This window comes from Nocardiopsis lucentensis DSM 44048, from assembly GCF_000341125.1.
In the GTDB taxonomy this organism is placed as follows: domain Bacteria; phylum Actinomycetota; class Actinomycetes; order Streptosporangiales; family Streptosporangiaceae; genus Nocardiopsis; species Nocardiopsis lucentensis.
The window spans coordinates 1-22483 of record NZ_ANBC01000404.1; the positions used below are offsets into that span (position 1 = coordinate 1).

Consider the following 22483-nt stretch of genomic DNA (forward strand, 5'->3'; position numbering starts at 1 on the left):
GCGCCGACGAGGTGGCGCTGACCGGCACCGACTACCGCGTGGAGGTCGACGTCACCGAGTTCGAGTTCACCGTTCTGGAGGCAGATGAGGAGGTGCGCTCGGGGGTCATCGGCACGGGGGAGAGCGAGACGCCCACTCCGGAGGGCCGCTACTACTTCACCGAGCTGCTCCAGCCGCCGGACCCCGAGGGGCCCTACGGCGTCTACGCCTTCGGGCTCAGCGGGTTCTCCGAGACGTTGGAGACCTTCGCGGGCGGTCCCGGCCAGTTGGCGGTGCACGGCACCAACGACGAGAGCGCCCTGGGACAGCGGGTGAGCCACGGGTGCATCCGCGTCTCCAACGAGGACATCACCTGGATGGCCGAGAACCTGCCGGTCGGCACCCCGGTCGAGATCTCCGCCTGAGGAGCGGCCCCGGTTCCGCGGACACGGGGGCGGGACCGGGGCCGGAAGACGGGTGGGGAGTCCCCCGCCCGTCGCGAACCACCCCGGACAACGCAACGAAAGCCGGACCAACGCAACGAAAGGTCGATCATGCGACTGAAGCCCTTCTTCCTCGCCGTCGGAGTCGCCGCGGTGACGCTCTTCGGGGCCGCGCCCGCCCTGGCCGACGACGGCGCGGGTGCTCCGCCCGAGGCGTCCCCCGTCCCGTCCGAGGCCCCGGAGCCGACCGCTTCACCCGGGACTCCCGAGCCGACGGCTCCGGAGGAGCAGCCTGACCCGTCCCCTGTTCCCTCCCCTGGTGAGGGCGCGCCCGTTCCGGCCACTCCGGCCAGCCCCCTGCCCGCTGATCCGAACTACACCGGCTGACGCCGGCCCTCAGAGCCGGGGCGCGCCGACGGGGGCGGGAATCCTCGACGCGGCGCGCTCCGATGACGGGACCCACCGGCGGGGGTGGGTCCCACGTGCCCCCGGCGACCCCGCACGCCGGTCACTCCGGCGGCCGCGGTGGTCCTCCGCTCCTTCGGTCGCCGGGGGCCTCCCCCGCTCGAACGCCCCTCCGCCACCGGACACCGTGTCCCGTGGCGGAGGGGCGTCGTCGTTCGAGGGTGGGGACTCGACGGGGGCGGACCCAGGTTCGCGACGACCGTCCGTCCACCGTGGGCGCCAGACGGCCGAGCGACTCAAGGCTGGCGGGGAGGGGGGNACCTCGTGTTCCCGGACGCGGACGGTCAACCGGTCGGCCGCATGGGCGGCGCCCTGTTCGGCTGATCCCCTGAGACAGGGTGAGACATGATGACGCCCCGTGCGAATGAGACTAGAACTGAGCCTAGCGCACGACGAAGGGCCCGCCGCGTGTGCGACGGACCCCTCGTGACCTGCGGAGGATCGGGGATTTGAACCCCGGAAGGCGTTGCCACCTAACCGCATTAGCAGTGCGGCGCCATAGACCTGACTAGGCGAATCCTCCTGGCTGTGACAAGGGTACAGACCTCATGGGGTGCTGCGCAAAACGAATCGGGAGGCTCACACCCGGCCGTCATCCGATGGCGCGCTCGATGATCAGGTCGGCGTCGCGGCGGAGCTTCTCCACCGCCCTGGACAGGGTGCTCTTGACCGTGCCGAGCGTCACTCCCATCCGCTGGGCGATCTGCGCCTCCGTCAGGTCGTCGTAGTACCTGAGCACGACCGTCGTGCGCTGGCGGTCGGGCAGCTTCTCGATGGCCCGCTCCACGACGTCGGCGAGGTCGCTGCGCCACGTCGGGTCGTCGACCCTCTGCTCGGGGATGTCGTCGGTCGGGTACACGTCCAGGTGGCTGCGGCGCCATTCGGAGATCTGCGTGTTGACCATCGCCCGGCGCACGTAACCGTCCCGGGCCCGCGGGTTCGCGATGCGGTCCCAGGCGAGGAAGGTCTTGACGAGCGCGGCCTGCAACAGGTCCTCGGCGTCCGCGTGGCTGTTGGTCAGCGACCTCGCCATCCTCAGCAGCGCGGGGCCCCGTTCCTCCACATAGCGGCTGAACTCGTCGTACCGGGGCGTCCGGGTCGTTCCCCCCACACCGACCACCGACTTTCAGGCGCGCTCGTGAGCTCAGTCACTTTTCTTCCTCTCACTCTCACACAGCAAACGCAAACATCCAGGAACTTACGCACCACGTGCTGACAAACCGCATGTATGGGGCAATTCGCGCGGTAGCCACGAGCGCCCGTCCCAACTGGGACGCTGTCGCCATGGCCGTCGCGACCGGGGCAATGCCTGGGACATGTCACCGGCACGAACCGGTGCGGGTCGGCGTGTGAGCGCCCGAACGGGGCCGTGAGCAGGACAATGGGCACTGAGTGACGAGTCGGGTGACAAGGGGGCGCGGACGACATGTCAGTGATGACTGGAAGGGGGAGCGATCGCAGGCGGTTCACCGCGGCGGTGCTCGGCCCCGACGCCGTTCCCGAACCCCTCCCACTCAGCGACCGCGTCGCCCGCGGCGTCGTCGTCGACGTCACCTCCTACATGCTGTGCCTGGCCACCACGCGGGGGGAGGAGCGCTTCCTCTTCGAACGGGTGACCTCCTTCTGGAAGGGCGACGAGGCCGACCCCACCGATCTGAGCCCCGGCGACGACGCGGTCGTCCTGTGCTCCCACGACGGCCGCCTGGTCGCCGAACGGGTGTGGGCCCAGCCCGCCCGCGCCACCGGGGTCATCGTCGGTGTCGAGGGCGAGGAGCTGGAGATCGACCCGGGCCACGGTCGTCCGCGGGTGCCCGTGGTCGTCCCCTACCGCTCCTCCGGCCGGATCGGCGTCCGCCACCCGCGCCTGGAACCCGGCTACGTCTTCGACGCGATCGGCGTGTGGCGCGCGGGCGCGGTCTGGGCGACGCGCCCCGCCACCACCCAGCCCCCGTATCCGCTCCACGCCACGCCGCACCGGCCGCCCACGCTCCAGTACGCCGATACCGTCAGTGGGATCGCCACGTGGTACGACCCCGTGCTCGGGCGCTCGTCCCACCTGGACCCCCGCGCCCTGGCCAACGCCGCGGCCTACCCGGCGATCGACCCCGTCGGGCACAGCGAGGGGTGCGACCGGCGTACCCCGTGCGCGCCCCTGCCGCTGCTGTCCACCGGCGCCACCCTGCGCCTGCGCAACGACTGCACGCGCGACACCACGGTGGTGCCCGTGGTCGACTGCGCCGCCGCCGACAGCTGGATCTGCGACCTGTGCCCGACGTGTGGCGGTCAGGGAGCGGGCCGGATCGCCTCCCTCACCATGACCGCGTTCGTCGCCCTCGGAGGGCGGCTGGAGGACGGCTGCTTCAACGCGACCGTGACCGTCGCCCAGGGGGAGGGATGACCATGCTGCCCGAGATCGTCGACGTGGTCCGCGAGGTCCAGCTACCGCTGCTGGCGGTTCTGCTGCTGTTCGGCGCCGTCGCCAAGACCACCACCGGGGCCGCCATGTCCGGCCTGGCCGTCCTGCTGAACGAACGCCTGCGCAGACCGGTCACGGTGGCGTCAGGACTTCTGGAGGCCGTGCTCGCCGCCGGTCTGCTGGTTCTGGCGGGAACGCCGGGCGGCCTGGCGCGCGCCGGTACGGCGGCCCTGTTCGCCGTGTCGGTCGGCGTCCTGCTCCTCGCGCGCCGACGCGACCCCGAGGCGGGCTGCGGGTGTTTCGGCGGACTGAGCCGGGCCCCGATCGGCTGGCGCACGCTGACCCGCGCCGGGCTGCTCTCGGTCGCCGCCCTGTCCACGCTCGGCCTCGACCCGACGGGGTGGCGGGTCGTCACCGACCCGACCGCCACGCACGCCGTGGTCATGGGTGTGGAGCTGGCCGTGCTGGCGGGGGTCAGCCCCGAGCCACGGGAACTGGCGACGCGCCTCCTCAACCGGGAGCCCTGCGCCCTGCGGCCGGTCTCGCGGCGCAGGACCATGGCGCGGTTGCGCTCCAGCGACGTCTGGCGCACCAACCGGCCCGTGCTGCTCGGTACCGAGCCGGAGGACGTGTGGCGGCACGGCTGCTGGCGCTTCCTCCGCTACGACGGCATGCGGCACGGCCGCCGCGTGGACGTGGTCTTCGCGGTCCGGGTCGGCGGACGCGGGCGGACCGCCGTGCGGGCGGTGCTCGTGGACCGGGCGAGCGGGACCGTGGCCGCCTCCTTCGGCGCCGTGACCACGCGCCCGTTGCAGGGCCCGCCCCGCAGACTGCCGCGCCCCCGTGTGGCGGCCAAGCGGGACGAGGCGGTCCGCGACGCCGAACGGCAGGCCCGTGGGCTGCGTGCGGCCCGGGAGCACCCCGCCGCACGGCCGACCGGAGAGAGGGAGACCGACACGGGCCAGCTCGCGTGAGCGCGGTCCGGGCCACGCCGCCGCGGGTCAGCCGAGCATCTGGTCCTGTCGGTCGATGGCGGCCTCGGTGAACGCCGTCAGCATCTCCTCGTAGTCCGCCTCGTCGCCGCCGCCGAGGATGGAGGTCATGCCCAGCAGCGTGCCGTTGCGGTACATGACGCTGAGCATGCGGCTCTCCTCCTCGCCGGTGCGCACCTCGATCAGGAACGCGCGCGACCCGTCGCCCATCTCGGGCATGTCGAGGTCGCGCACGCCGTACTCCGAGGACGTACCGTCGGCGTAGGTGGCGTTGTAGGACTCGCAGGAGCCGGGCGGTTCGACCGCCATCGCTTCGACGGCGGTCTCCTCGTCGACTTCGACCAGCATGCTGGACACCGAGCCCTCGGGCCACTCGTAGGCGGCCACCGACGCGGGCGCGCCGCGCACGCCGTCGAGGTCGCCCCAGCGGTTGGCGGCGTCCACGCATTCGGGTTTGTCGATCTCGGTGGACTCGCGGACCTGCTCGCTGTACTGCACGGTGGCGAGCTCGGAGTAGGTGCCGCTCTCGCTGCCCTCGGGCAACAGGGTGGCATCGCGGACGGACGTGGGCTGGGCCTCCTGCAGCCGGGTGGCGGCCTCGGCGTTGGGGTCGGCCGGGGGCTGTTCCTCCTCCGCGGAGCCGCCGCCGCACGCGGTGAGTGAGAGGCCGATGGATAGGGTCATGGGGAGGGCCAGTGAGCGGATGAATCGCCGACTCCTGCGCACACCGGTGACCTGACCTGCCAAGATCCGTACGGAACCGGCGGGGCGATGACGCGAAAGCATGGTGCTATCTCCTCGTTTGTGCGATATTTCCGCTTGGGAGCGGTGATCAATCCGGGCGCGATATCGCTGATCGTGTCGCGGGGATAACACAAAGTATTGAGGAAGGACAATGGTGTCGGAGCCGAAATCGCCATATCTGCGGTCGGTGCTGGAGAGCATCCCCGCCTACAAGCCCGGCAGGAAGGTCGTCGGGCCCGACGGGCGGTCCATCAAGCTGTCCTCCAACGAGAGCCCCTTCGGGCCGCTCCCGTCCGTGCGCGAGGCCGTCGCCCAGGCGTCCGCGGAACTGAACCGCTACCCCGACCCGGGGGCTACCGCGCTCGTCACGGAGCTCGCCCGGCACCTGGGGGTCCCCGAGGAGCACGTGGCGCTGGGCGCCGGTTCGGTCGGCCTGCTCCAGCAGCTGCTGGAGGCCGTCGGCGAACCGGGCGCGGAGGTCGTCTACGCCTGGCGTTCCTTCGAGGCCTACCCGCTCCTGGCCGAACTGGCCGGGGTGACGTCGGTGCGCGTCCCCCTCCGGGACGAGACCCACGACCTCGACGCGATCGCCGACGCGATCACCGAGAGCACCCGGATGGTGCTGGTGTGCAACCCGAACAACCCCACCGGCACGACCGTGCCCAAGGGCGAGCTGCTCGCCTTCCTCGACCGGGTCCCCGAGCACGTCCTGGTCATCCTCGACGAGGCCTACCACGAGTACGTGCGTGACCCCCGGGTGCCGGACGGCGTCGAGCTGTACCGTGACCGCCCCAACGTCGCGGTGCTGCGGACGTTCTCCAAGGCCTATGGTCTGGCCGCGGTGCGCTTGGGCTACCTGGTCGCCCACCCGCACGTGGCCGCCGCCGCGCGCAAGACCCTCGTGCCGTTCGCCGTCAACCACCTGGCCCAGGCCGCGGGGATCGCCTCCCTCGCCGCCCGGGACGAGCTGATGGAGCGCGTCGAGGCCACGGTCGGGGAGCGCACCCGGGTGCGGGACGCGCTGATCGCCTCCGGGTGGACCGTTCCGCCGACCGAGGCCAACTTCGTGTGGCTGCGGGTCGGGGAGGACACGCTCGACTTCGCCGCCGAGTGCGCGAAGGTCGGTGTCTCGGTCCGCCCCTTCGAGGGTGAGGGGGCGCGCGTCAGCCTCGGTACGCCCGAGGAGAACGACGTGTTCCTCTCCGTCGCCACCGCCTACGCCGAGCGCCGCTAGGGCGTGTTTCTGAGAAGGGCCACCCGAACACGGTCCGAGGCGAAGCGGCGGGACCCGAAGAACACCGCTGGTCGGTAGGACGCCGACGGGGGCGCCCTCCGGCGGAGGGCGCCCCCGAGTGGGCTGGGGACGGGCCGTGGCTACTTGCCCGCGGCGTCCTTGTCGAGCTTCTCCACGATCAGCCGGTACAGCTGGCGGGGACGGCCCGGTTGGAGGGTGCGGTTGGGCGGCAGCGGCCACGCCAGCCCCTCCTCCACCAGGGTCCGCAGGAGCCGCCGGGCGGTACGTGAGGTGACACCGAGCATGCGGCCCGCGTTCTCCGCGTCGACGACCAGGGGGCCGTCCTCCTCAGCGATCTTCTCCGACAGCCGAATCAGCGTCTCCCGGCCCTTGGTCCGCAGCGGTTCGGAGGACTGCCGTGCGGGCGCGCGCTGGGCTGGGACCAGGGAACGACCCTCACGGTCCACCGCGAAGCTCTGACGCGACGCCTGAGCGCGGTTCAGGGCCGCGCGAGCGTGGGCCTCGGCGTCCTGGGTGGTGCGCCCCATGCCGATCCCGACCTCGATCGCGATCCCCAGCTCCGCCTTGATCCGCTCCACGAACGGCGGCTGCCGGAACCCCTCGGTCGCGGTGACCAGGGAGCCGCGGGTCGCGGTGATCATGAACGAATGGTCGTCCAACCGGTGCGCCGTCGCGTTGATCCGGTGGGCTTCCTGGAGCAGTAGCCGGTGCAGCGACAGGCGCAGCTCCTCCCGCCAGTACCGGGGGGTGGACCGCCGCGAGGAGTCGCGCAGCGTGGGCACGTCGACCACGACCACACCCAGCTGTGCCTCCTCCAGCCGGTGGTGTGCTCCCAGAAGCCCGGCGGTCTGGAGGGCGCTGCGCACACCCGCGTTGGTGGGCCGCAGCCGGACCACGGGGACGCCGATCGCCTCCAGCCGCTCGGCCACACCGCGCACGCACGTGATCGCCATCTTGGTGGCCTTGCGCCGCCACAGCCCCTCGTGGAAGGAGGTCAGCTGCGCGGTGTTGGTGAGCTCCTCGTGCACGTGGATTCCGTCCACGGGGAGGTCGACCTCGGAGTAGGCCTCCACGACGTCGGCGCGGCTGAGCACGTCCAGGCTGGCTCTGGTCGGGTCGTAGCGGTCGTCGAGTGTCGCTCGGAGCAGGGCCTCGTGCAGGCTCGCCCCGCCGAGCGGCACGAAGGTGGCGGGCATCGTCAGGACCCCGGCCTTGCGTGCGAACTCGTAGGGGACAGGGCTGGCGAACAGATAGGCGTCGATCGCCGAACCCAGCCTGACGACCTTGTCCGTCGCCTCTTGCTCATCTCGGTACGCGGCGGCGATGAGTCTGGCGTTGAGGGGTCCCGTGGACCCCGGACCCATGAGCATGACCCGTTCGACCACCTCATGGGGCCCTATGACGCCGATCGTCAAATCGCCAGTACGCTGGGCACTCACCTCGGGTTGCTCCCCGCTACCATTCCACGCTCTTCACTATGTGCGCCCACTGGTTTCCCGACCCGATCTCTGTCACGGCATGATTGCCGAGATCGTACCCATTGTGCGGGGCCAAAGAAGATCGTTTTCCATATCAACGCCGAAAGCCCGGGTGGGGGCGACCCCCCACCCCGGCTTGAACTGCGCCTTCGGCTCCTACGAGACGGTGATACGCTCCACGTCGCCGCCGAGCGCGGCGAGCCGCGTCGCGAACTGGGAGTGACCGCGGTCCACCAGATAACCAGGCGCCACGATTGTCTCACCTTCGGCGACCAGTCCTGCGAGGACCAGTGCCGCGCCGGTGCGGAGGTCGTGGGCGATGACCTCGGCACCGCGCAGGCGGGTGGACCCGTGCACGATGGCGCGGGTGCCCTCCACCTCGATCTTGGCGCCCATCTTGTTGAGCTCGTCGGCCAGGGCGAAACGGCCGTCGTAGATGGCCTCGTGGATGTAGCTCTCACCCTCGGCCAGCGTCGCCAGGGCCATCAGCGGCGACTGGAGGTCGGTCGCGAAGCCGGGGAACGGCGAGGTGACCGCGTTGATCGGGCGGAGCTGGACGGAGGGGTCCCGCTGGACGTGCAGGACGGCGCCCTCCTGGGAGAAGCCGACCCCCATCTGCTCGAGTTTCCAGCGGGCCACGCCGAGGTGGTCCAGCTGGGCGCCGACCAGGCTGACCTCGCCACCGGTGGCGGCGACGGTCATCGCGAAGACACCGGCGTCGATGCGGTCGGACATGATCGTGTGCTCGACGGCGGTGAGCTCCTCGACGCCCTCGACCGTGATCAGACCGGTGCCGCCACCGGTGATCTTCGCGCCCATGGCGGACAGGAACTCGATGACGTCCAGGACCTCGGGCTCCAGGGCCGCGTGCTCGATCACCGTGGTGCCGGGGGCCAGGACCGCGGCCATGATGAGGTTCTCGGTACCCGTGTGGGACGGGGTGTCGAGGTAGAGGCGGCCGCCGCGGAGGTTGCTGGCCTCGACGTTGATGTGGTTGCGCTCGGGGTCCTCGGTGACCTCGGCGCCCAGGCGCGCGAAGCCCCGGTAGTGGAAGTCCAGGTTGCGGCTGCCCAGGTTGCAACCGCCGACGCCCTCGATACGGGCGCGGCCGGTGCGGTGCATCAGCGCCGGGACGAAGAGCACGGAGCCGCGGAAGCGGGCCGCGATGTCGGCGGGCAGGACGGCGCGCTCGGGGTCGTTCAGACCGGAGGCGTCGATGACGACGGTCCGCTCGGCCTCATGGAACTCAACCTTGGCGCCCACGTGCTCGGCGAGCTCGAGTGCCCGGTAGACGTCCTCGATGACCGGGACGTTGCGCAGCACCGTACGGCCCTTCGCCGCGAGAAGGGCGGCGCCGATCATCGGCAGGACGGCGTTCTTCGCGCCCTGGATGAACGCCGTTCCGCTGAGGGGGCGTCCGCCGCGGACGCGGTAACGAACCTCCTGGCCCATGCTCTTGTGCTCCTTTGTGAGGCAGATGTGAAAAAAGGGTCGCCCTCGTCGGGCTTCGCTTGTATGCGGTTTGGACGCGGGTGGCCCCTCGAACGTTGCGACCGTCTTGCGCGTGACCTGCGTGGCCAGTGAACCGGTGGTTCGCGACGACTCTATAGCACCCACCCGCGTGTACCGGCCCAGAACGTGGTATACCCGCAGATCGCGGATAGAGTCCCGGCAAATCACCAAAGTGGCATAAGTCTGACGGAAGAGACCAGGGTGGGGGTAGCGCCTCGGGCGATGTTCCAGCGCCCGGACACGACCTCACCACCATACGTGCTCCGTGGGGCGCAGGCCGCGCCGCGTGCGCCGAATCACGCACGCGCCGCACGTCACAGCTCGGGTTTGGTGCCGGTCAGACGCTCGTGGATCTCGACGTAGCGGCTCAGGGTGCGCTCCACCACCTCGGCCGGAAGTTCCGGTGGCGGGGTGTCCGACGCCCGGTCCCACCCGGAGGCGGGCGAGGTCAGCCAGTCGCGCAGGATCTGCTTGTCGAAGGAGGGTTGCGGACCGCCGGGGGCCCACGCGTCGGCGGGCCAGTAGCGGGAGGAATCGGGGGTGAAGACCTCGTCCGCCAGCACCAGCCGACCGCTGGAGTCCCGTCCGAACTCGAACTTGGTGTCGGCCAGGAGGACGCCGCGCTCGCGGGCGACCTCCCGACCCCGGCGGTACACCGCCAGGGTGAGGTCGCGCAGCTCGGCGGCGAGTTCCGCCCCGTGCCGCTCCGCCACGACCTCGAACGAGACGTTCTCGTCGTGGTCACCGACCTCGGCCTTGGTCGCGGGGGTGAAGATCGGTTCGGGGAGCTCCGACCCGTCCGTCAGCCCCTCGGGGAGGGGCACGCCGCAGACCGTGCGGTCGGCACGGTACTCGGCCAGGCCGGAACCCGCCAGGTAGCCGCGCGCCACGCACTCGACCGGCACCATGTCCAGCCGCTCGCACACGAGCGTCCGCCCGGACCAGGACGCGGGCGCGCCCGCGGGCGGGACGTCGGAGACGACGTGGTTCGGGACCAGGTCCGCCAACTGGTCGAACCACCACAGGGACAGCTGCGTGAGCAGGCGCCCCTTACCGGGGATCTCCGTGGGCAGGACCCAGTCGTAGGCCGAGACCCGGTCGCTGGCGACCATGACGAGCCGGCCGTCGGCGGTCGCGTACAGATCGCGGACCTTGCCGGTGTGCAGGTGGGTCAGCCCCTCCACCTCGACGTGCGGGGGCTGGACGACGAAGCCGCTCATCGGATCCCCCCTACAGCTGCGCCGCGGCGCGCTCGGCGATGTCGGCCCGGTAGAACGAGCCGCGCAGCTCGATCCGGCTCACCGCCTCGTACGCCCGCTCACGGGCCTGCCGCAGGTCGGCGCCGGTGCCGACCACGTTGAGGACGCGTCCGCCGTTGGACTTGACGTCGCGCGCCCCGTCCCAGTCGGTGCCCGCGTGCAGGACGTAGGCGCCGTCCAGGGCGTCCGCCGCGTCCAGACCGCCGATGATGTCGCCCTTGACCGGGTCGCCGGGGTAGTTCTCCGCCGCCACGACCACGGTGACCGCCGCGCCGGGCTTCCACTGGAGCGAGCCGATGGAGCCCAGGCCACCCGTGTCGGTGGCCTGGAGGACCGCGCCGATCGGCGTCGCCAGACGGTCCAGCACGACCTGGGTCTCCGGGTCGCCGAAGCGCGCGTTGAACTCCACCACACGCGGTCCGCGCGAGGTGAGCGCCAGTCCCACGTACAGCAGGCCCTGGTAGCGCATGCCGCGCCGGTTCATCTCCATGAGGGTCGGTCGGACGACCGACTCCATGACCTCGTCCACCAGACCCGCAGGAGCCCAGGGCAGCGGCGCGTAGGCGCCCATCCCCCCGGTGTTGGGGCCCTGGTCGCCGTCGTAGGCGCGCTTGAAGTCCTGGGCGGGCAGCAGCGGGAGCGCGTGGGCGCCGTCGCTGAGCACGAACAGCGACACCTCGGGGCCGTCGAGGAACTCCTCGATGACCACGCGGCCGCACTCCCGCGCGTGCTGCTCGGCGGCGGCCCGGTCCTCGGTGACGACGACGCCCTTGCCCGCGGCCAGGCCGTCGTTCTTGACGACGTAGGGGGCGCCGAACTCGTCGAGGGCCTCCGAGACCTGGCTCGCGTTGCGGCACACCCGCGCCTTGGCGGTGGGCACCCCGGCGGCCTCCATGACCTCCTTGGCGAACGCCTTGGAGCCCTCCAGCCGCGCGGCCTCCTGGTCGGGGCCGAACACCGGGATGCCGCGGTCGCGCAGCGCGTCCGCCACCCCGGCCACCAGCGGGGCCTCGGGGCCGATGACGACCAGTTCGGCGCGGACGCGCGCGGCCAGCTCGGTCACGGCCAAGCCGTCGGTCACGTTGATCACGTGGTTCTCGGCCAGGTCCGAGATGCCGGGGTTGCCCGGTGCGCAGTGAATACTGGTGACACCCGGGTCAAGGGACAGAGCGCGGACGAGTGCGTGCTCGCGGCCTCCGCCGCCGAGAACGAGGGCTTTCACTACAGGGGCCTCTTCGTGTTGAAGGCGGACTGACTGTGCGGCGTCGGATCAGACGAGGGAACGCAGTTCGAGCGTCTCGTCGCGGCCCGGGCCGACACCGATGGCGGAGATCGGTGCTCCGGCCATCTCCTCAAGGGTACGCACGTACCGCTGGGCGTTCTTGGGCAGATCCTCGAAACTGCGAGCTCCCGTGATGTCCTCGGTCCAGCCGTCGAGGTACTCGTACACCGGGGTGGCGTGGTGGAAGTCCGTCTGGGTCATCGGGATCTCGTCGTGGCGCACCCCGTCGACGTCGTAGGCGACGCAGACCGGGATGCGGTCGAGGCCGGTGAGGACGTCGAGCTTGGTGAGGAAGAAGTCCGTGACGCCGTTGATCCGGGTGGCGTAGCGCGCGATCGGCGCGTCGAACCAGCCGCAGCGGCGGGGGCNNGGCCCTGCTCGTCGTGGAGTTCCGTGGGGAAGGGACCGGAGCCGACGCGGGTGGTGTAGGCCTTGAGGATGCCGACCACCTTGGTGATGCGGGTGGGGCCGATGCCCGCTCCGGCGGCCGCGCCGCCCGCGGTGGGGGAGGACGAGGTCACGAACGGGTAAGTGCCGTGGTCGATGTCCAGGAGCGTGCCCTGGGAGCCCTCCAGGTAGACCGTCTTGCCCTCGTCCAGCGCCCGGTTGAGGATGAGCGAGGTGTCGGCGACGAACGGGCGCAGGCGCTCGGCGTAGCCCAGGTACTCCTCGAGGATCGGCTCGACCTCGAGGCCGCGCCGGTTGAACACCTTGGTGAGGAGCTGGTTCTTGTCGTTGAGGGACAGCTCGATCTTCTTGCGCAGGATCTTGGGGTCGAACATGTCCTGCACGCGCACGCCCTGGCGGGAGACCTTGTCGGCGTAGGTGGGGCCGATACCGCGGCCGGTGGTGCCGATCCGGGCCTTGCCGAGGAAGCGCTCGCTGACCTTGTCGAGGGCCCGGTGGTAGGGCATGATCAGGTGCGCGTTGGCGGAGATGAGCAGCCGGGAGGTGTCCACTCCGCGTTCGTTGAGCCCCTCGAGCTCCTCCAGCAGGACACCGGGGTCGACGACGACGCCGTTGGCGATGACGGGCACCACGTTCGGGGAGAGGATGCCGGACGGCAGGAGGTGCAGGGCGTACTTCTGGTCGCCGATGACCACCGTGTGACCGGCGTTGTTGCCACCCTGGTAGCGCACCACGTAGTCCACGCGGTCGCCGACAAGGTCGGTCGCCTTGCCCTTGCCCTCGTCGCCCCACTGGGCTCCCACGAGCGTGATCGCCGGCATTGTCTCAACCTCTTCGCTCGACGCCTGACCGAGGCTTTCCCACCCCGAACATGGATGAACCCCTGGCGCAAGGCAGCGACAGGGGCCGTTGCGTATTGAGGGTACACGACCAGTGGTTCCGGGTTCGGGGTGGTGATGTCCACAGGGTGTGGACGGCGTGGAGTGTCCTTCGTCCACACCCTGTGGATACGCGGGTTCAGGCCTTGAGCGCCTCGGCGGCCTCGGCGCTGGACTCGCGCAGGAAGGTCGAGCAGCGCTCGGCCTCCTCCGTCTCACCGATCTCACCGGCGGCCGTGCCGAGCGCGTGCAGGGCGCGCAGGAAGCCCTGGTTCGGCTCGTGGTCCCAGGGGATCGGCCCGTGGCCCTTCCAACCCGCGCGGCGGAGCTGGTCCAGGCCCCGGTGGTAGCCCGTGCGCGCGTACGCGTAGGCGGTCACCGGCTGGCCCTGGGCGAGGGCGTTCTCCGCGAGGAGGGCCCAGGCGGCGGAGTAGGACGGGAACCGGCCCGCGACCGGAGTGGGGTCGTCGGCCGCGGCCAGCGCCTCGCGGGCGTCGGCGTCGTCGGGCAGGCGGGTGGCGGGCGGTTCGCCCAACAGGTTCTGGTGCAGGTTCATGGGCCCAATCCTGCCATCGGGCGGGCCTCACCGCTCGGCCTCCACCCTCAGATGCACGCGGGTGGTGGCGCCCCGGGTGGCGGCGTGGACGGCCACCGCCGCCAGGGCCGCCGTGACGGCCAGGCCGGACACCGTGCCCGGCGGCAGGAGTTCCGGGGCGACCCACCCGTCGCCGTCCGCGTACGCGTACGGGACCACCCGGTTCAGCCCGGGGGCGAGATTGCAGGCGGCGGCGCCCGCGAACACGCCCGCCAGCACGGCGGCCCCCGCGACCACCGGGCCGAGGAAGGGGGCCAGCAGATACACGGCGGAAGCCGCGAACAGGACGTTCGTGACCATCAGCCACCGGTGGTCGACCGTCAACGCCGTGGGCAGGACGGCCAGGATCGCGAGGACGGGGAGCGCCACACCGACCGCGGCCACCGCTGCCGCGCGCAGCCGGGTGCGGACACCGCCCAGGCGCTCCCAGACCCACAGGCGGGGCCGGTTCCACCACGCTCCCGCCGAGGCCGCGCACACGCACAACAGCTCCGCGACGGGGACGCGCTGCTCCTCGTGCGGCCAGTCGGCCACCGCCACCGGTACCACGGTGCCCGCCGCCGCCAGACCGAGCGCCGCGGCGGCCAGGGCGGTGAGTACGGCCCCGGCCATCGGCAGGAGCGAGGGGCGCGTGATCACGTTCGCCACGGCAGTTCCCCCGGATTCACGTCGCACGTCGACAGGCGTTCGGGGTTCCGCCGGATCCACTCCCGAACCCGCTCGGGGGCGGCTCCGGCGAACACCCCGTCGTCGACCGGTCCGTCTTCGTGGGCACGGGTGATCAACCAGGCCCGAAGGTCCGCAAGCACGGCGGCCCGGCGTGCTTCGGGCGGTGCGTCCGCCGCCAGACTGGCCACGCCGCCGGACCCGCAGCGGAACACGTCGGGTACCAGCCACTCCGCGGCGGGGGAGGGCACCTCCTGTTCCGGCTCCCATCCCGGGGGCACACCCACCCAGAGTGTGCCCTTCCGGCTTTTTCGCACTATCTCTCCGTCGCTCTCGGCCAGGCTGAGGTCGCGGACCTCGTCGGGCGCCGCGTCCGCGAGGCCGTACGCGGCGAAGACGGGTGTGGCGAGGTCGGCGATCGTGGTGAGTTCGTCCCGGTGCCCCTCATGGACGCAGTAGCGGACGCCCGCGCGCTCCGAGCAGACCTCGGTGCCGTTCCCGGCGTGGGCCAGGAGCGGGAACGGTCGCAGGTGCGGCAGGACGACGGCCACGGCCACGGCGGCGACGGCCAGGCCGTATCCGGCCGAGAATCGTCGCGGAGTCCGCAGCAGTGCCGCGACCGTCCACGCGAGCGCCACGGCCAGCAACAGGAAGAACCCGATCCGGTAGGGGCCGACGGCCGTGCTCTCCCGTGTGCCCAGGGAGGGGGAGACGGGCGGTTGGAGGGAGAGCGCGCTCCAGGCGTCCGAGACCAGGGGCAGGCTGGCGAGGAGGAACACCAGGCCGACCGCGACGGGGACGGCGAGCGGGCCGCGCAGCGTGACACCGCACAGGTAGCCGAACAGGGTCAGGGCGGCGAAGCCGGTCAGGGCGCCCGCGATGGCGGTCAGATCCGGGACCCCCGCTCCGTACGCGGCGACGGCGAGGGTGAGGGGGAACAGCCCCACCAGGTAGGCGGTCAGGCACCAGCCCGTCACCACCGCACAGTGGCGCCATGGAACGTCCCGTTCCACGCGTGGTTGCCAGCGCTGGGCGAACACCAGGCCGGGCCGGGTGAATCGGGCGCCCACCAGGGCGGCGGCCCCCGCAGCCACCACGACGGGGAGTCGGGCCCGCGTGCCCACCTCCGCGGACAGGTACACCCAGTCGAGCGCCCGCCAGGACAACTGGCTCCAGGTGTCGGCGAGGGTCAGCACGAGGATGAGCGCGGCCGGGACGAGGACGAACACCGGCGGTAGCGGCCAGAACAGGACCGAAGCCCGGGTTCGGGTTCGGGAGCAGGTGGACGTCATGCGCGTTCCCCGATCCGCGTGATCAGCCGGTCGTAGGCCCGCTCGAAGCCGGAGCCGTAGGCGCTTCCCGCGGAGGTGTCCTCGATCATCGCTTCCAACTGGGGGAAGGTTCCGTGGAACTCGATCCGGCCTCCCGCCAGCACGCCGATCCGCGAACACAGGTGGGCGACGTCCTCGATGAGGTGGGTGGAGACCAGGACGGTCCGGTCCCGGCCGAGCCGGGCGACGACTTCGCGGACACGCAGCCGCTGCCCGGGATCGAGCCCCGCCGTGGGCTCGTCCAGGACCAGGACTCCGGGGTCGTGGGCGAGCGCGGCCGCGATGCCGACCCGCTGCCGCTGGCCTCCGGACAGCGTCCGGGTGCGGTGCCGGGCGAGATCGGCGAGATCGACCAGCTCCAGGGCCCGCAGGGCCGCCGCCCCGCACTCCCGCCGACTCAGGCCGTGTGCCCAGGCCGCGTAGGCGACCGTGTCCGCCACGGTGAGTTCACCGGCGAGGGAGAAGTGCTGGGGCACGAACCCCAACGCCCTCCGCGCGCCTTCCCGTCCACCCGCGGTGGCCAGGTCGTGGTCACCGACGAGCAACCGTCCGCCTCTGACCGGGAGCAGTGTCACCAGGAGCGACAACAGGGTGGTCTTCCCCGACCCGTTGGGCCCGAGCAGTCCGGTGACACCGGGATCGACGGTCCAGGAGAGGCCGTCCAGGACCCTTCTCCCACGCCGGTACCCGAAATTCAGGTCCTCAGCGGTGACGCGCATGGGCTCGTCCGTTTCCACTCTCGAACTCATGTGTTGGCCGGTGGGGGATTTCGGTCGGACTTTTTAGTCCGGATCGATCAGCACCGTTTGACACGTGCTGAGGAGATCTTATTTCCGGTCGAACTCCGGGTTTCGGTGAAGTATGTTCCCATTCCATCACAGCCGCCGCGCGCCGTGAGACTTCCAGATGAGAAATTGGTCCTGGTGGTTTCGGCCACGGCTGAATCAGGCCACGCGGGACGGTGTTTGCGAACCTGAACGGTGAGAGTGACCCAGCCGCCACACTCAGTGCGGGACCCGCTTCCAGAGATCATGTTCCCGTACTGGCTTGGGATGTTCGCGCCGAGGCCGCACGCCGCGGCCGCCCGGTTGGTCACGGTGTCGGTTCCGGCCGACGCCGCCGTGGAGGCTCCGACGAGCGCGGTACCCACCGCTAGTACGCCGACCGCCAGGGTGCGCGTGATGCTGTTCCTGGTCTTCAATTTTCCTCATTCTCCGCCGAGGGGTAGGGGCGTTGAGAAGAATTCCCGGGCGCGCACCGCTGAAACGGGGGTGTGGACAACCTTCTTCCCGATGGGCGATTGGTCATGGTTTGTTGGGTAATGTGGCCAAGATATTCCGTGTATTTGAGCTCTGGACTGTGGAAAACCTGTGGAAAACGTGAAGGGGGTTCGCGGGCGCACCCGCGAACCCCCTCGTCGGTCGGTCCTACTTCATCTTGTTGCCAGCGGACTTCAGCTGCTGGGCCGCCTCCACGATGCGCGCGGCCATGCCCGCCTCGGCCGCCTTGCCGTACGAGCGCGGGTCGTAGACCTTCTTGCTGCCGATCTCGCCGTCGACCTTCAGCACACCGTCGTAGTTGCGCATGATGTGGTCGACCACGGGACGGGTGTACGCGTACTGCGTGTCGGTGTCGATGTTCATCTTCACCACGCCGTACTCGATGGCCTCGTGGATCTCCTCCAGGGTCGAGCCGGAGCCGCCGTGGAACACGAAGTCGAACGGCTTGGCCTTGCCGTACTTCTGGCCCACCGCGTCCTGGGCCTCCTTGAGCACCTCCGGGCGCAGCTTCACGAAGCCCGGCTTGTAGGAGCCGTGCACGTTCCCGAAGGTCAGGGCCGTCATGTAGTAGCCCTTCTCGCCCAGGCCCAGGGCCTCGGCGGTACGCAGGGCGTCCTCGGGGGTGGTGTAGAGCTTCTCGTTGATCTCGCCGACGATGCCGTCCTCTTCGCCGCCGACGACACCGACCTCGATCTCCAGGATCGTGTTGGCGGCCTTCGACGCGGCCAGCAGCTCCTCGGCGATCTGGAGGTTCTCCTCGAGGTCGACGGCCGAGCCGTCCCACATGTGGGACTGGAACAGCGGCTCCTGGCCGCGGCCGACGCGCTCCTTGGAGAGCTCCAGGAGCGGCCGGACGAAGCCGTCGAGCTTGTTCTTGGGGCAGTGGTCGGTGTGGAGGGCGACGTTCACGGGGTACTTGTCGGCGACCACGCGCGCGAACTCGGCGAAGGCGACGGAACCGGTGACCATGTCCTTGACCGAGGCCCCGGAGAGGAACTCGGCGCCGCCGGTGGAGATCTGGACGATGCCGTCGGTCTCCGCCTCCGCGAAGCCGCGGAGGGCGGCGTGGAGCGTCTGGCTCGAGGTCACGTTGATCGCCGGGTAGGCGAAGCCCTGGGACTTCGCGCGGCTCAGCATCTCGGTGTAGACCTCGGGGCTGGCGATGGGCATGCTTACTCTCCCTGGAATCGGCCTGGAGCGAGCGGCCGCCGGTCCTTCGCCCGGCGGCACCCCACGTGCGTTGCCCCGGTGGAGGCCGGCCGCCGGGGGGATGGCCCATGGGGAGGGCCGCGTCCGGGGGTGTCCACCAGGTGTGAATCCAGTATCCCGAATGTGCGGAGCCGTTCAACAGGTCTAGACCAAATTGACCCAAAGTAGGCACGTAAGCGCAGTTCGTGGGCTTGCTTCTCGGAAGCCACGTCCAGCACGGACTTCGGATCGTGCGCGATGCGTACGAGAGTGGCCGGATTGATGATCACGTGAGGTATTCGGGCGTCTGCTGTCGCTTTTTGCCGTGATACACGCTACATTCAACGCCGTGGGAAGGCACAGGAATGATCCGCGCGGCGTTGGCCAGGTGATGGCCATCGTCGGAGCCGTCCTGCTCCTGGTCGCTCTGGTGGCCCTCGGAGGTTATTTCCTCTATCGGTCGCTGCCGAGTGACGGCGCCAGCGTCAGCGCCAACGCGTCGGGAGCCTCCTCCGACGGGGAGGAACCGGAGAACATGGGCGTGCTCTACGTGCGCGTCATCGGCGAGTCCAGCAACGTCTTCGTCCGGGAACCCGGCGGGGACGTCCTGCACGATCAGGTGATCAGGCAGGGCAGCTCCATCACCTACGCCGAGGCGCCCGAGGCGGGCCTCGAGGTCACCATCGAGGATCCCGCCGCGGTCGAGGTCTTCGTCAACGGCAACCAGCGCGACATCTCCGACCGCAGTGAGGGCTACACCTTCACCATCGACGGCTGACCACGCGTCGACGGCGGGGCCGTCGACCCCGCCGTCGGAACGCTCCGCGCCGGATACGGAGCCACTCGTGCGCGCCGACCCGTGACCGGGTCGACGGAACCGGTACCTGGGCTCAGAGGTCCAGGTCGGAGGCCTCGAACACCGCCCGGTACTCCAACCCCTCCTTGGTCACGCGCTCACGCGCGCCGCGGTCCATGATCAACGCGACCGCCACGACCTCGGCGCCCGCCTCCCGGAGCGCCTCCACGGCCGTCAGCACCGAGTTGCCCGTGGTCGAGGTGTCCTCCAGGGCGAGGACGCGCCGCCCCTTCACGTCGGGGCCCTCGATCCGGCGCTGGAGGCCGTGCGCCTTGCCCGCCTTGCGCACCACGAAGGCGTCCAGCCTGCGGCCGCGCGCGTGGGCGGCGTGCAGCATCGCGGTCGACACCGGGTCGGCTCCCAGGGTCAGCCCGCCCACGGCGTCGAACTCCAGGTCCGCGACGTTGTCCAACATGACCGAGCCGACCAGCGGCGCGGCCTCCCCGTCCAGCGTCACCCGGCGCAGGTCGACGTAGTAGTCGGCCTCCATTCCGGAGGACAGGGTCACCTTCCCGCGGACGACCGCCTTATCGTTGATCTGACGCAGGAGTTCATCACGTTCGCTCATGATCAGTGAGCCTAGAACACCGGGCGGCCCGGCGCGGACGCCGCCGTCCAGGTGAGGAGGGGTGGCCGTGCCAGGACCCGAGGGCATCGTCCGGGTGGAGACCACCGTTGACAGCCGGGAGGGCGCCGAACGGGTGGCACGGTCGCTGATCGAGCACCGTCTCGCCGCGTGCGCTCAGGTCAGCGGACCGATCACCAGCTTCTACCGCTGGGAGGGCGAGGTCCAGACCGACGAGGAGTGGATGGTGGTCGCCAAGACCTCCGCCGATCGGGTGGACGGTCTCACCGCGCACGTGGTGGAGGTGCACCCCTACGACGTCCCCGAGGTCGTCGCCGTCCCGGTCACCAGAGGCAACGCGTCGTACCTGTCGTGGGTGGGAGACGAGACGCGGGGTGGCGGCACCGCGTGATCGCCGTCCTTCTTCCCCCACCCCTCGGACGTCCCTCACGCCTCCCCCACCTCGCGGAGCGGCTGGTCGACCGGGGCGTCACCCCCATCCGGCCGGAGACGGGCGGAGACGAGACACCGCCGCACGCGGCCCGCTACGTGGCACGCGCCAGCATGGAGATCAATCGTCTGGTGGCCGCGGCGAGTCCGGTCGCCCTGGTCGGCGAGGGTGACGCGGGCCCCCTCGTCGGCGCGGTGGGCGCGGCGCAGCGGGCCGCGCACCGGCCGGTGTTCGGGTACGTCCTGGTGGACGCGCTCCTGCCCCAACCGGGCAGCCCCACCCGTGCGGAACTGGAGCGGGCCCAGAGCCCGGAGGGCGCGGTGGGCGACGGGGGAGAGGGCCGCCGGTCGGACGAGCCTTCCGCCTACCGGTCCGAGCGCCTGCCGATGGTCGCGGACTGGCCCGACGCTCCGTGCGGCTACCTGCTCACCGATCCGTCCCGCGCGCACGTGGCGCGCCTCGCCCGGATGCGCGGCTGGACGGTGCGCGAGACCGCGCCGGAGGAGGCCGCCGAGGCCCTGCGGGAGCTGCTGACCGAGCTGCGGGGGACGGGCTGAGGGACGCCGCTCCGGGCGGGACGGGCGGTCGGGTGCGCGAAAACCAGGTGACGTGCGTGTTCCGTGGGGCGGAGAATCGGCGCATGCTGAGCACCTACTTCCCACCGATGGGACTGCGCCTGACCACCCCGCGCCTCGAACTGCGGCTGCCCGGCACGGAGGACCTCGGGCGACTGGCGCAGACCGCCGCCGGCGGGATCCACGAGACGGGTTCGATGCCCTTCGCCGAGCCGTGGACCGACGGGACCCCGGCCGAGGTGGGGCTCAGGGCGGTGCAGTACAACCTGGCACGGATGGCCGAGGTGGGGCCGAAGAAGTGGAGCCTGAACCTCGTCGTGGTCCATGAGGACACCGTGCTCGGGATCCAGGACATCGGGGCACGGGACTTCGCGATCACCCGCCAGGTGAGCACCGGGTCGTGGCTGGGGCGCCGCCACCAGGGGCGGGGGTTCGGAACCGAGATGCGGGCGGCCGTGCTGCACCTGGCGTTCGCGGAGCTGGGCGCGGTGGCGGCGGAGACGGCGGTGTTGGAGGGGAACACGGCCTCGGAGCGGGTGTCGCGCAAACTCGGGTACCGGCCGAACGGCGCCTCACTGACGGCGGTGCGCGGTCAGGCCGTCGTGGAACACGGGTACAGACTGACCAGGCAGGACTGGGAGAAGCACCGCACGGTACCGGTCACCGTGACGGGGTTGGAGCCGTGCCTGCCGCTCCTCGGCCTGGCGGCGGCCGAGTAGGCGGNGGACCGGGACGGTGCGCCCGGCACCGCCTACGGAGGAGGCCCTGACCGAGTGCCGCGCGGAGACGGCGTTCGGGCACATGGCCGGGGCCGATCGGTCACGGGTGTCCGTAGCCGACGGGCGGGTCGGTCCGGGGCATCCGGACGTGGTCGAGACGGGCCCAGACCGGCGTTCCTTGGACCACCATCGTGCGCGCGGCCCTGTCGTGGAGGCACCGGCGGCGTTCCTTGTCGCGGTAGAGCCAGAGGGCGTTGGTGATCGACCAGGGAAGCAACCAGTTCACCAGGTTGGTGTGCCCGGGGGCGTACATCAGTGCCCGGACGAGGGCGCGGCCGGCGGTGACCTTCCCGCCGTCGTCCGCGTTCACGACCCACAGTCCCATGATGCGTTTGCCGACGGTGCGGCCGCCGAAGCTGACCTGTGCCCATTCGAGGAGGACGGGCAGCAGGAAGAAGTTGACGACGTAGAGGGCCGTGAAGGTGTTCCGCGCGGCGGTCCCCTCCATGTCCTGGCCGCCGATGGCCATGGTGATGAAGGTCGCGGCCAACATGGCGAGGAACCACGTGATCCCGAAGGCGATGGTGTCCAGGACGCGCGCGACGAACCGGTTCCCCGGAGTGGGAACGAAGACGGGTTGCTGGTGGGGGCCGGTCAGGGGCGGGGCGGGGGGCTGTCCCTGCCACCCCTGGGCCCCGAGAGGCGCTGCCTGGTACCCGGCGTACGGCGGAGCCGGCGGGGGGCCGGGGTGTTGGTACGGCCCCGGGTGCGGTGGGGGCCCGGTCCGGGGTCGTGCCATATCGCCGGGGGATCCGTGTCGGGGGTGCATGTCACTCCTGGGGAGCTGCTGTCAGGGGTTCGACCGTCCGGTGCTGCTCCGGGCCGCCGGGACGCCGCGCGTCGGCGGTGGGCCGGGGCCGCCCTGCGGGTGGGGGCCGGGCGTGAGCCGAGCCGGGGGCGTGTAGGCGTCACGTCACTATAGGTAGAGAGATCCACCCGATGCGTCGATTTCGGGGGATGTGGCCGTTTCCGGTCTCGGGTCACCCCCGGCCGGAGTCGCCCGACTCCCGCAGCGCGGTCTGCATCAGCCGGGCCGAACCGCCGCGCGCCACCCACTTGCCGCGCCCGGGCGGCTGCGGCGAGGCG

The 22483-nt window shown here is 71.1% G+C and carries 22 protein-coding genes, 1 tRNA gene and 1 pseudogene; 9 read left to right on the forward strand and 15 right to left on the reverse strand.

What is annotated here, in order from left to right:
- Positions 1-404, forward strand: a 404-nt coding sequence (locus D471_RS0113695) for a L,D-transpeptidase (protein WP_017599133.1), incomplete at its 5' end; no start/stop codon positions are given.
- Positions 405-533: 129 nt separating this feature from the next.
- Positions 534-809, forward strand: a complete 276-nt coding sequence (locus tag D471_RS0113700; RefSeq protein ID WP_017599134.1) for a hypothetical protein — start codon at positions 534-536, stop codon at positions 807-809.
- Between the two features lie 512 nt (positions 810-1321).
- Here the strand turns inward: D471_RS0113700 and D471_RS0113705 are convergent.
- Both D471_RS0113705 and D471_RS0113710 read right to left on the reverse strand, forming a co-directional pair.
- Positions 1322-1410 (reverse strand) — tRNA-Ser (locus tag D471_RS0113705).
- A 69-nt stretch (positions 1411-1479) separates the two neighbouring features.
- Positions 1480-2007 carry a SigE family RNA polymerase sigma factor gene (locus D471_RS0113710; protein WP_017599135.1) on the reverse strand — a complete coding sequence of 176 codons (528 nt, stop codon included), beginning with the start codon at positions 2005-2007 and terminating at the stop codon, positions 1480-1482.
- 306 nt (positions 2008-2313) lie between these two features.
- Here D471_RS0113710 and D471_RS0113715 point away from each other — a divergent pair, with 306 nt between their 5' ends.
- Positions 2314-3285, forward strand: a complete 972-nt coding sequence (locus tag D471_RS0113715; RefSeq protein ID WP_040689615.1) for a hypothetical protein — start codon at positions 2314-2316, stop codon at positions 3283-3285.
- Between the two features lie 2 nt (positions 3286-3287).
- Positions 3288-4277 carry a MauE/DoxX family redox-associated membrane protein gene (locus D471_RS0113720; protein WP_040689619.1) on the forward strand — a complete coding sequence of 330 codons (990 nt, stop codon included), beginning with the start codon at positions 3288-3290 and terminating at the stop codon, positions 4275-4277.
- 27 nt (positions 4278-4304) lie between these two features.
- Here D471_RS0113720 and D471_RS0113725 read toward each other — a convergent pair whose 3' ends face one another.
- The gene (locus D471_RS0113725) at positions 4305-4979 is read right to left on the reverse strand and encodes a hypothetical protein (RefSeq protein WP_017599138.1); all 675 of its coding nucleotides are present in this window, start codon (positions 4977-4979) and stop codon (positions 4305-4307) included.
- A gap of 211 nt (positions 4980-5190) precedes the next feature.
- On the opposite strand from D471_RS0113725, the gene hisC reads away from it, so the two are divergent.
- Positions 5191-6273 carry a histidinol-phosphate transaminase gene (gene hisC / locus D471_RS0113730; protein WP_017599139.1) on the forward strand — a complete coding sequence of 361 codons (1083 nt, stop codon included), beginning with the start codon at positions 5191-5193 and terminating at the stop codon, positions 6271-6273.
- A 140-nt stretch (positions 6274-6413) separates the two neighbouring features.
- On the opposite strand, the gene D471_RS0113735 is transcribed toward hisC, so the two are convergent.
- From D471_RS0113735 to fbaA, 10 genes and pseudogenes are all read right to left on the reverse strand, one after another.
- Positions 6414-7679: a hypothetical protein gene (locus D471_RS0113735; RefSeq protein ID WP_017599140.1), complete on the reverse strand. Its 1266-nt coding sequence runs from the start codon at positions 7677-7679 to the stop codon at positions 6414-6416.
- A gap of 249 nt (positions 7680-7928) precedes the next feature.
- A complete protein-coding gene (gene murA / locus D471_RS0113740; protein WP_017599141.1) occupies positions 7929-9224 on the reverse strand; it encodes a UDP-N-acetylglucosamine 1-carboxyvinyltransferase in 1296 nt (431 codons plus the stop codon).
- A 374-nt stretch (positions 9225-9598) separates the two neighbouring features.
- Entirely contained in the window at positions 9599-10504 is a 906-nt protein-coding gene (locus D471_RS0113745) for a phosphoribosylaminoimidazolesuccinocarboxamide synthase (RefSeq protein ID WP_017599142.1), read from the reverse strand.
- Positions 10505-10514: 10 nt separating this feature from the next.
- Complete coding sequence (purD, locus tag D471_RS0113750; protein ID WP_017599143.1) at positions 10515-11765, reverse strand: phosphoribosylamine--glycine ligase; 1251 nt, start codon at positions 11763-11765, stop codon at positions 10515-10517.
- Positions 11766-11813: 48 nt separating this feature from the next.
- Positions 11814-13054, reverse strand: a pseudogene (locus D471_RS34380) (adenylosuccinate synthase).
- A gap of 196 nt (positions 13055-13250) precedes the next feature.
- Complete coding sequence (locus D471_RS0113760; protein ID WP_017599144.1) at positions 13251-13667, reverse strand: DUF3151 domain-containing protein; 417 nt, start codon at positions 13665-13667, stop codon at positions 13251-13253.
- 27 nt (positions 13668-13694) lie between these two features.
- Positions 13695-14354 (reverse strand): hypothetical protein, encoded by a 660-nt coding sequence (locus D471_RS0113765; protein WP_017599145.1) that lies wholly within the window; start codon positions 14352-14354, stop codon positions 13695-13697.
- A complete protein-coding gene (locus tag D471_RS0113770) occupies positions 14342-15664 on the reverse strand; it encodes an ABC transporter permease (RefSeq protein WP_017599146.1) in 1323 nt (440 codons plus the stop codon). The genes D471_RS0113765 and D471_RS0113770 overlap by 13 nt, the downstream gene beginning before the upstream one ends.
- Positions 15661-16422, reverse strand: coding sequence for an ATP-binding cassette domain-containing protein (locus D471_RS0113775; RefSeq protein WP_026127709.1), 762 nt, complete (start codon positions 16420-16422; stop codon positions 15661-15663). The genes D471_RS0113770 and D471_RS0113775 overlap by 4 nt, the downstream gene beginning before the upstream one ends.
- Before the next feature lie 708 nt (positions 16423-17130).
- Entirely contained in the window at positions 17131-18153 is a 1023-nt protein-coding gene (gene fbaA, locus D471_RS0113785) for a class II fructose-bisphosphate aldolase (protein WP_017599149.1), read from the reverse strand.
- Positions 18154-18562: 409 nt separating this feature from the next.
- Here fbaA and D471_RS0113790 point away from each other — a divergent pair, with 409 nt between their 5' ends.
- On the forward strand, positions 18563-18949 hold the full coding sequence (locus D471_RS0113790; protein WP_017599150.1) for a RodZ domain-containing protein: 387 nt from the start codon (positions 18563-18565) through the stop codon (positions 18947-18949).
- Between the two features lie 112 nt (positions 18950-19061).
- Here D471_RS0113790 and pyrE read toward each other — a convergent pair whose 3' ends face one another.
- Complete coding sequence (gene pyrE / locus D471_RS0113795; RefSeq protein WP_017599151.1) at positions 19062-19595, reverse strand: orotate phosphoribosyltransferase; 534 nt, start codon at positions 19593-19595, stop codon at positions 19062-19064.
- A gap of 61 nt (positions 19596-19656) precedes the next feature.
- On the opposite strand from pyrE, the gene cutA reads away from it, so the two are divergent.
- From cutA to D471_RS0113810, 3 genes are all read left to right on the forward strand, one after another.
- Positions 19657-20004 carry a divalent-cation tolerance protein CutA gene (gene cutA, locus D471_RS0113800; protein ID WP_017599152.1) on the forward strand — a complete coding sequence of 116 codons (348 nt, stop codon included), beginning with the start codon at positions 19657-19659 and terminating at the stop codon, positions 20002-20004.
- Positions 20001-20600, forward strand: a complete 600-nt coding sequence (locus D471_RS0113805) for a hypothetical protein (protein ID WP_017599153.1) — start codon at positions 20001-20003, stop codon at positions 20598-20600. The genes cutA and D471_RS0113805 overlap by 4 nt, the downstream gene beginning before the upstream one ends.
- Before the next feature lie 83 nt (positions 20601-20683).
- Positions 20684-21337 (forward strand): GNAT family N-acetyltransferase, encoded by a 654-nt coding sequence (locus tag D471_RS0113810; RefSeq protein ID WP_017599154.1) that lies wholly within the window; start codon positions 20684-20686, stop codon positions 21335-21337.
- Between the two features lie 100 nt (positions 21338-21437).
- On the opposite strand, the gene D471_RS37645 is transcribed toward D471_RS0113810, so the two are convergent.
- Positions 21438-22136, reverse strand: a complete 699-nt coding sequence (locus D471_RS37645) for an RDD family protein (RefSeq protein ID WP_017599155.1) — start codon at positions 22134-22136, stop codon at positions 21438-21440.
- Positions 22137-22483 lie beyond the last annotated feature (347 nt).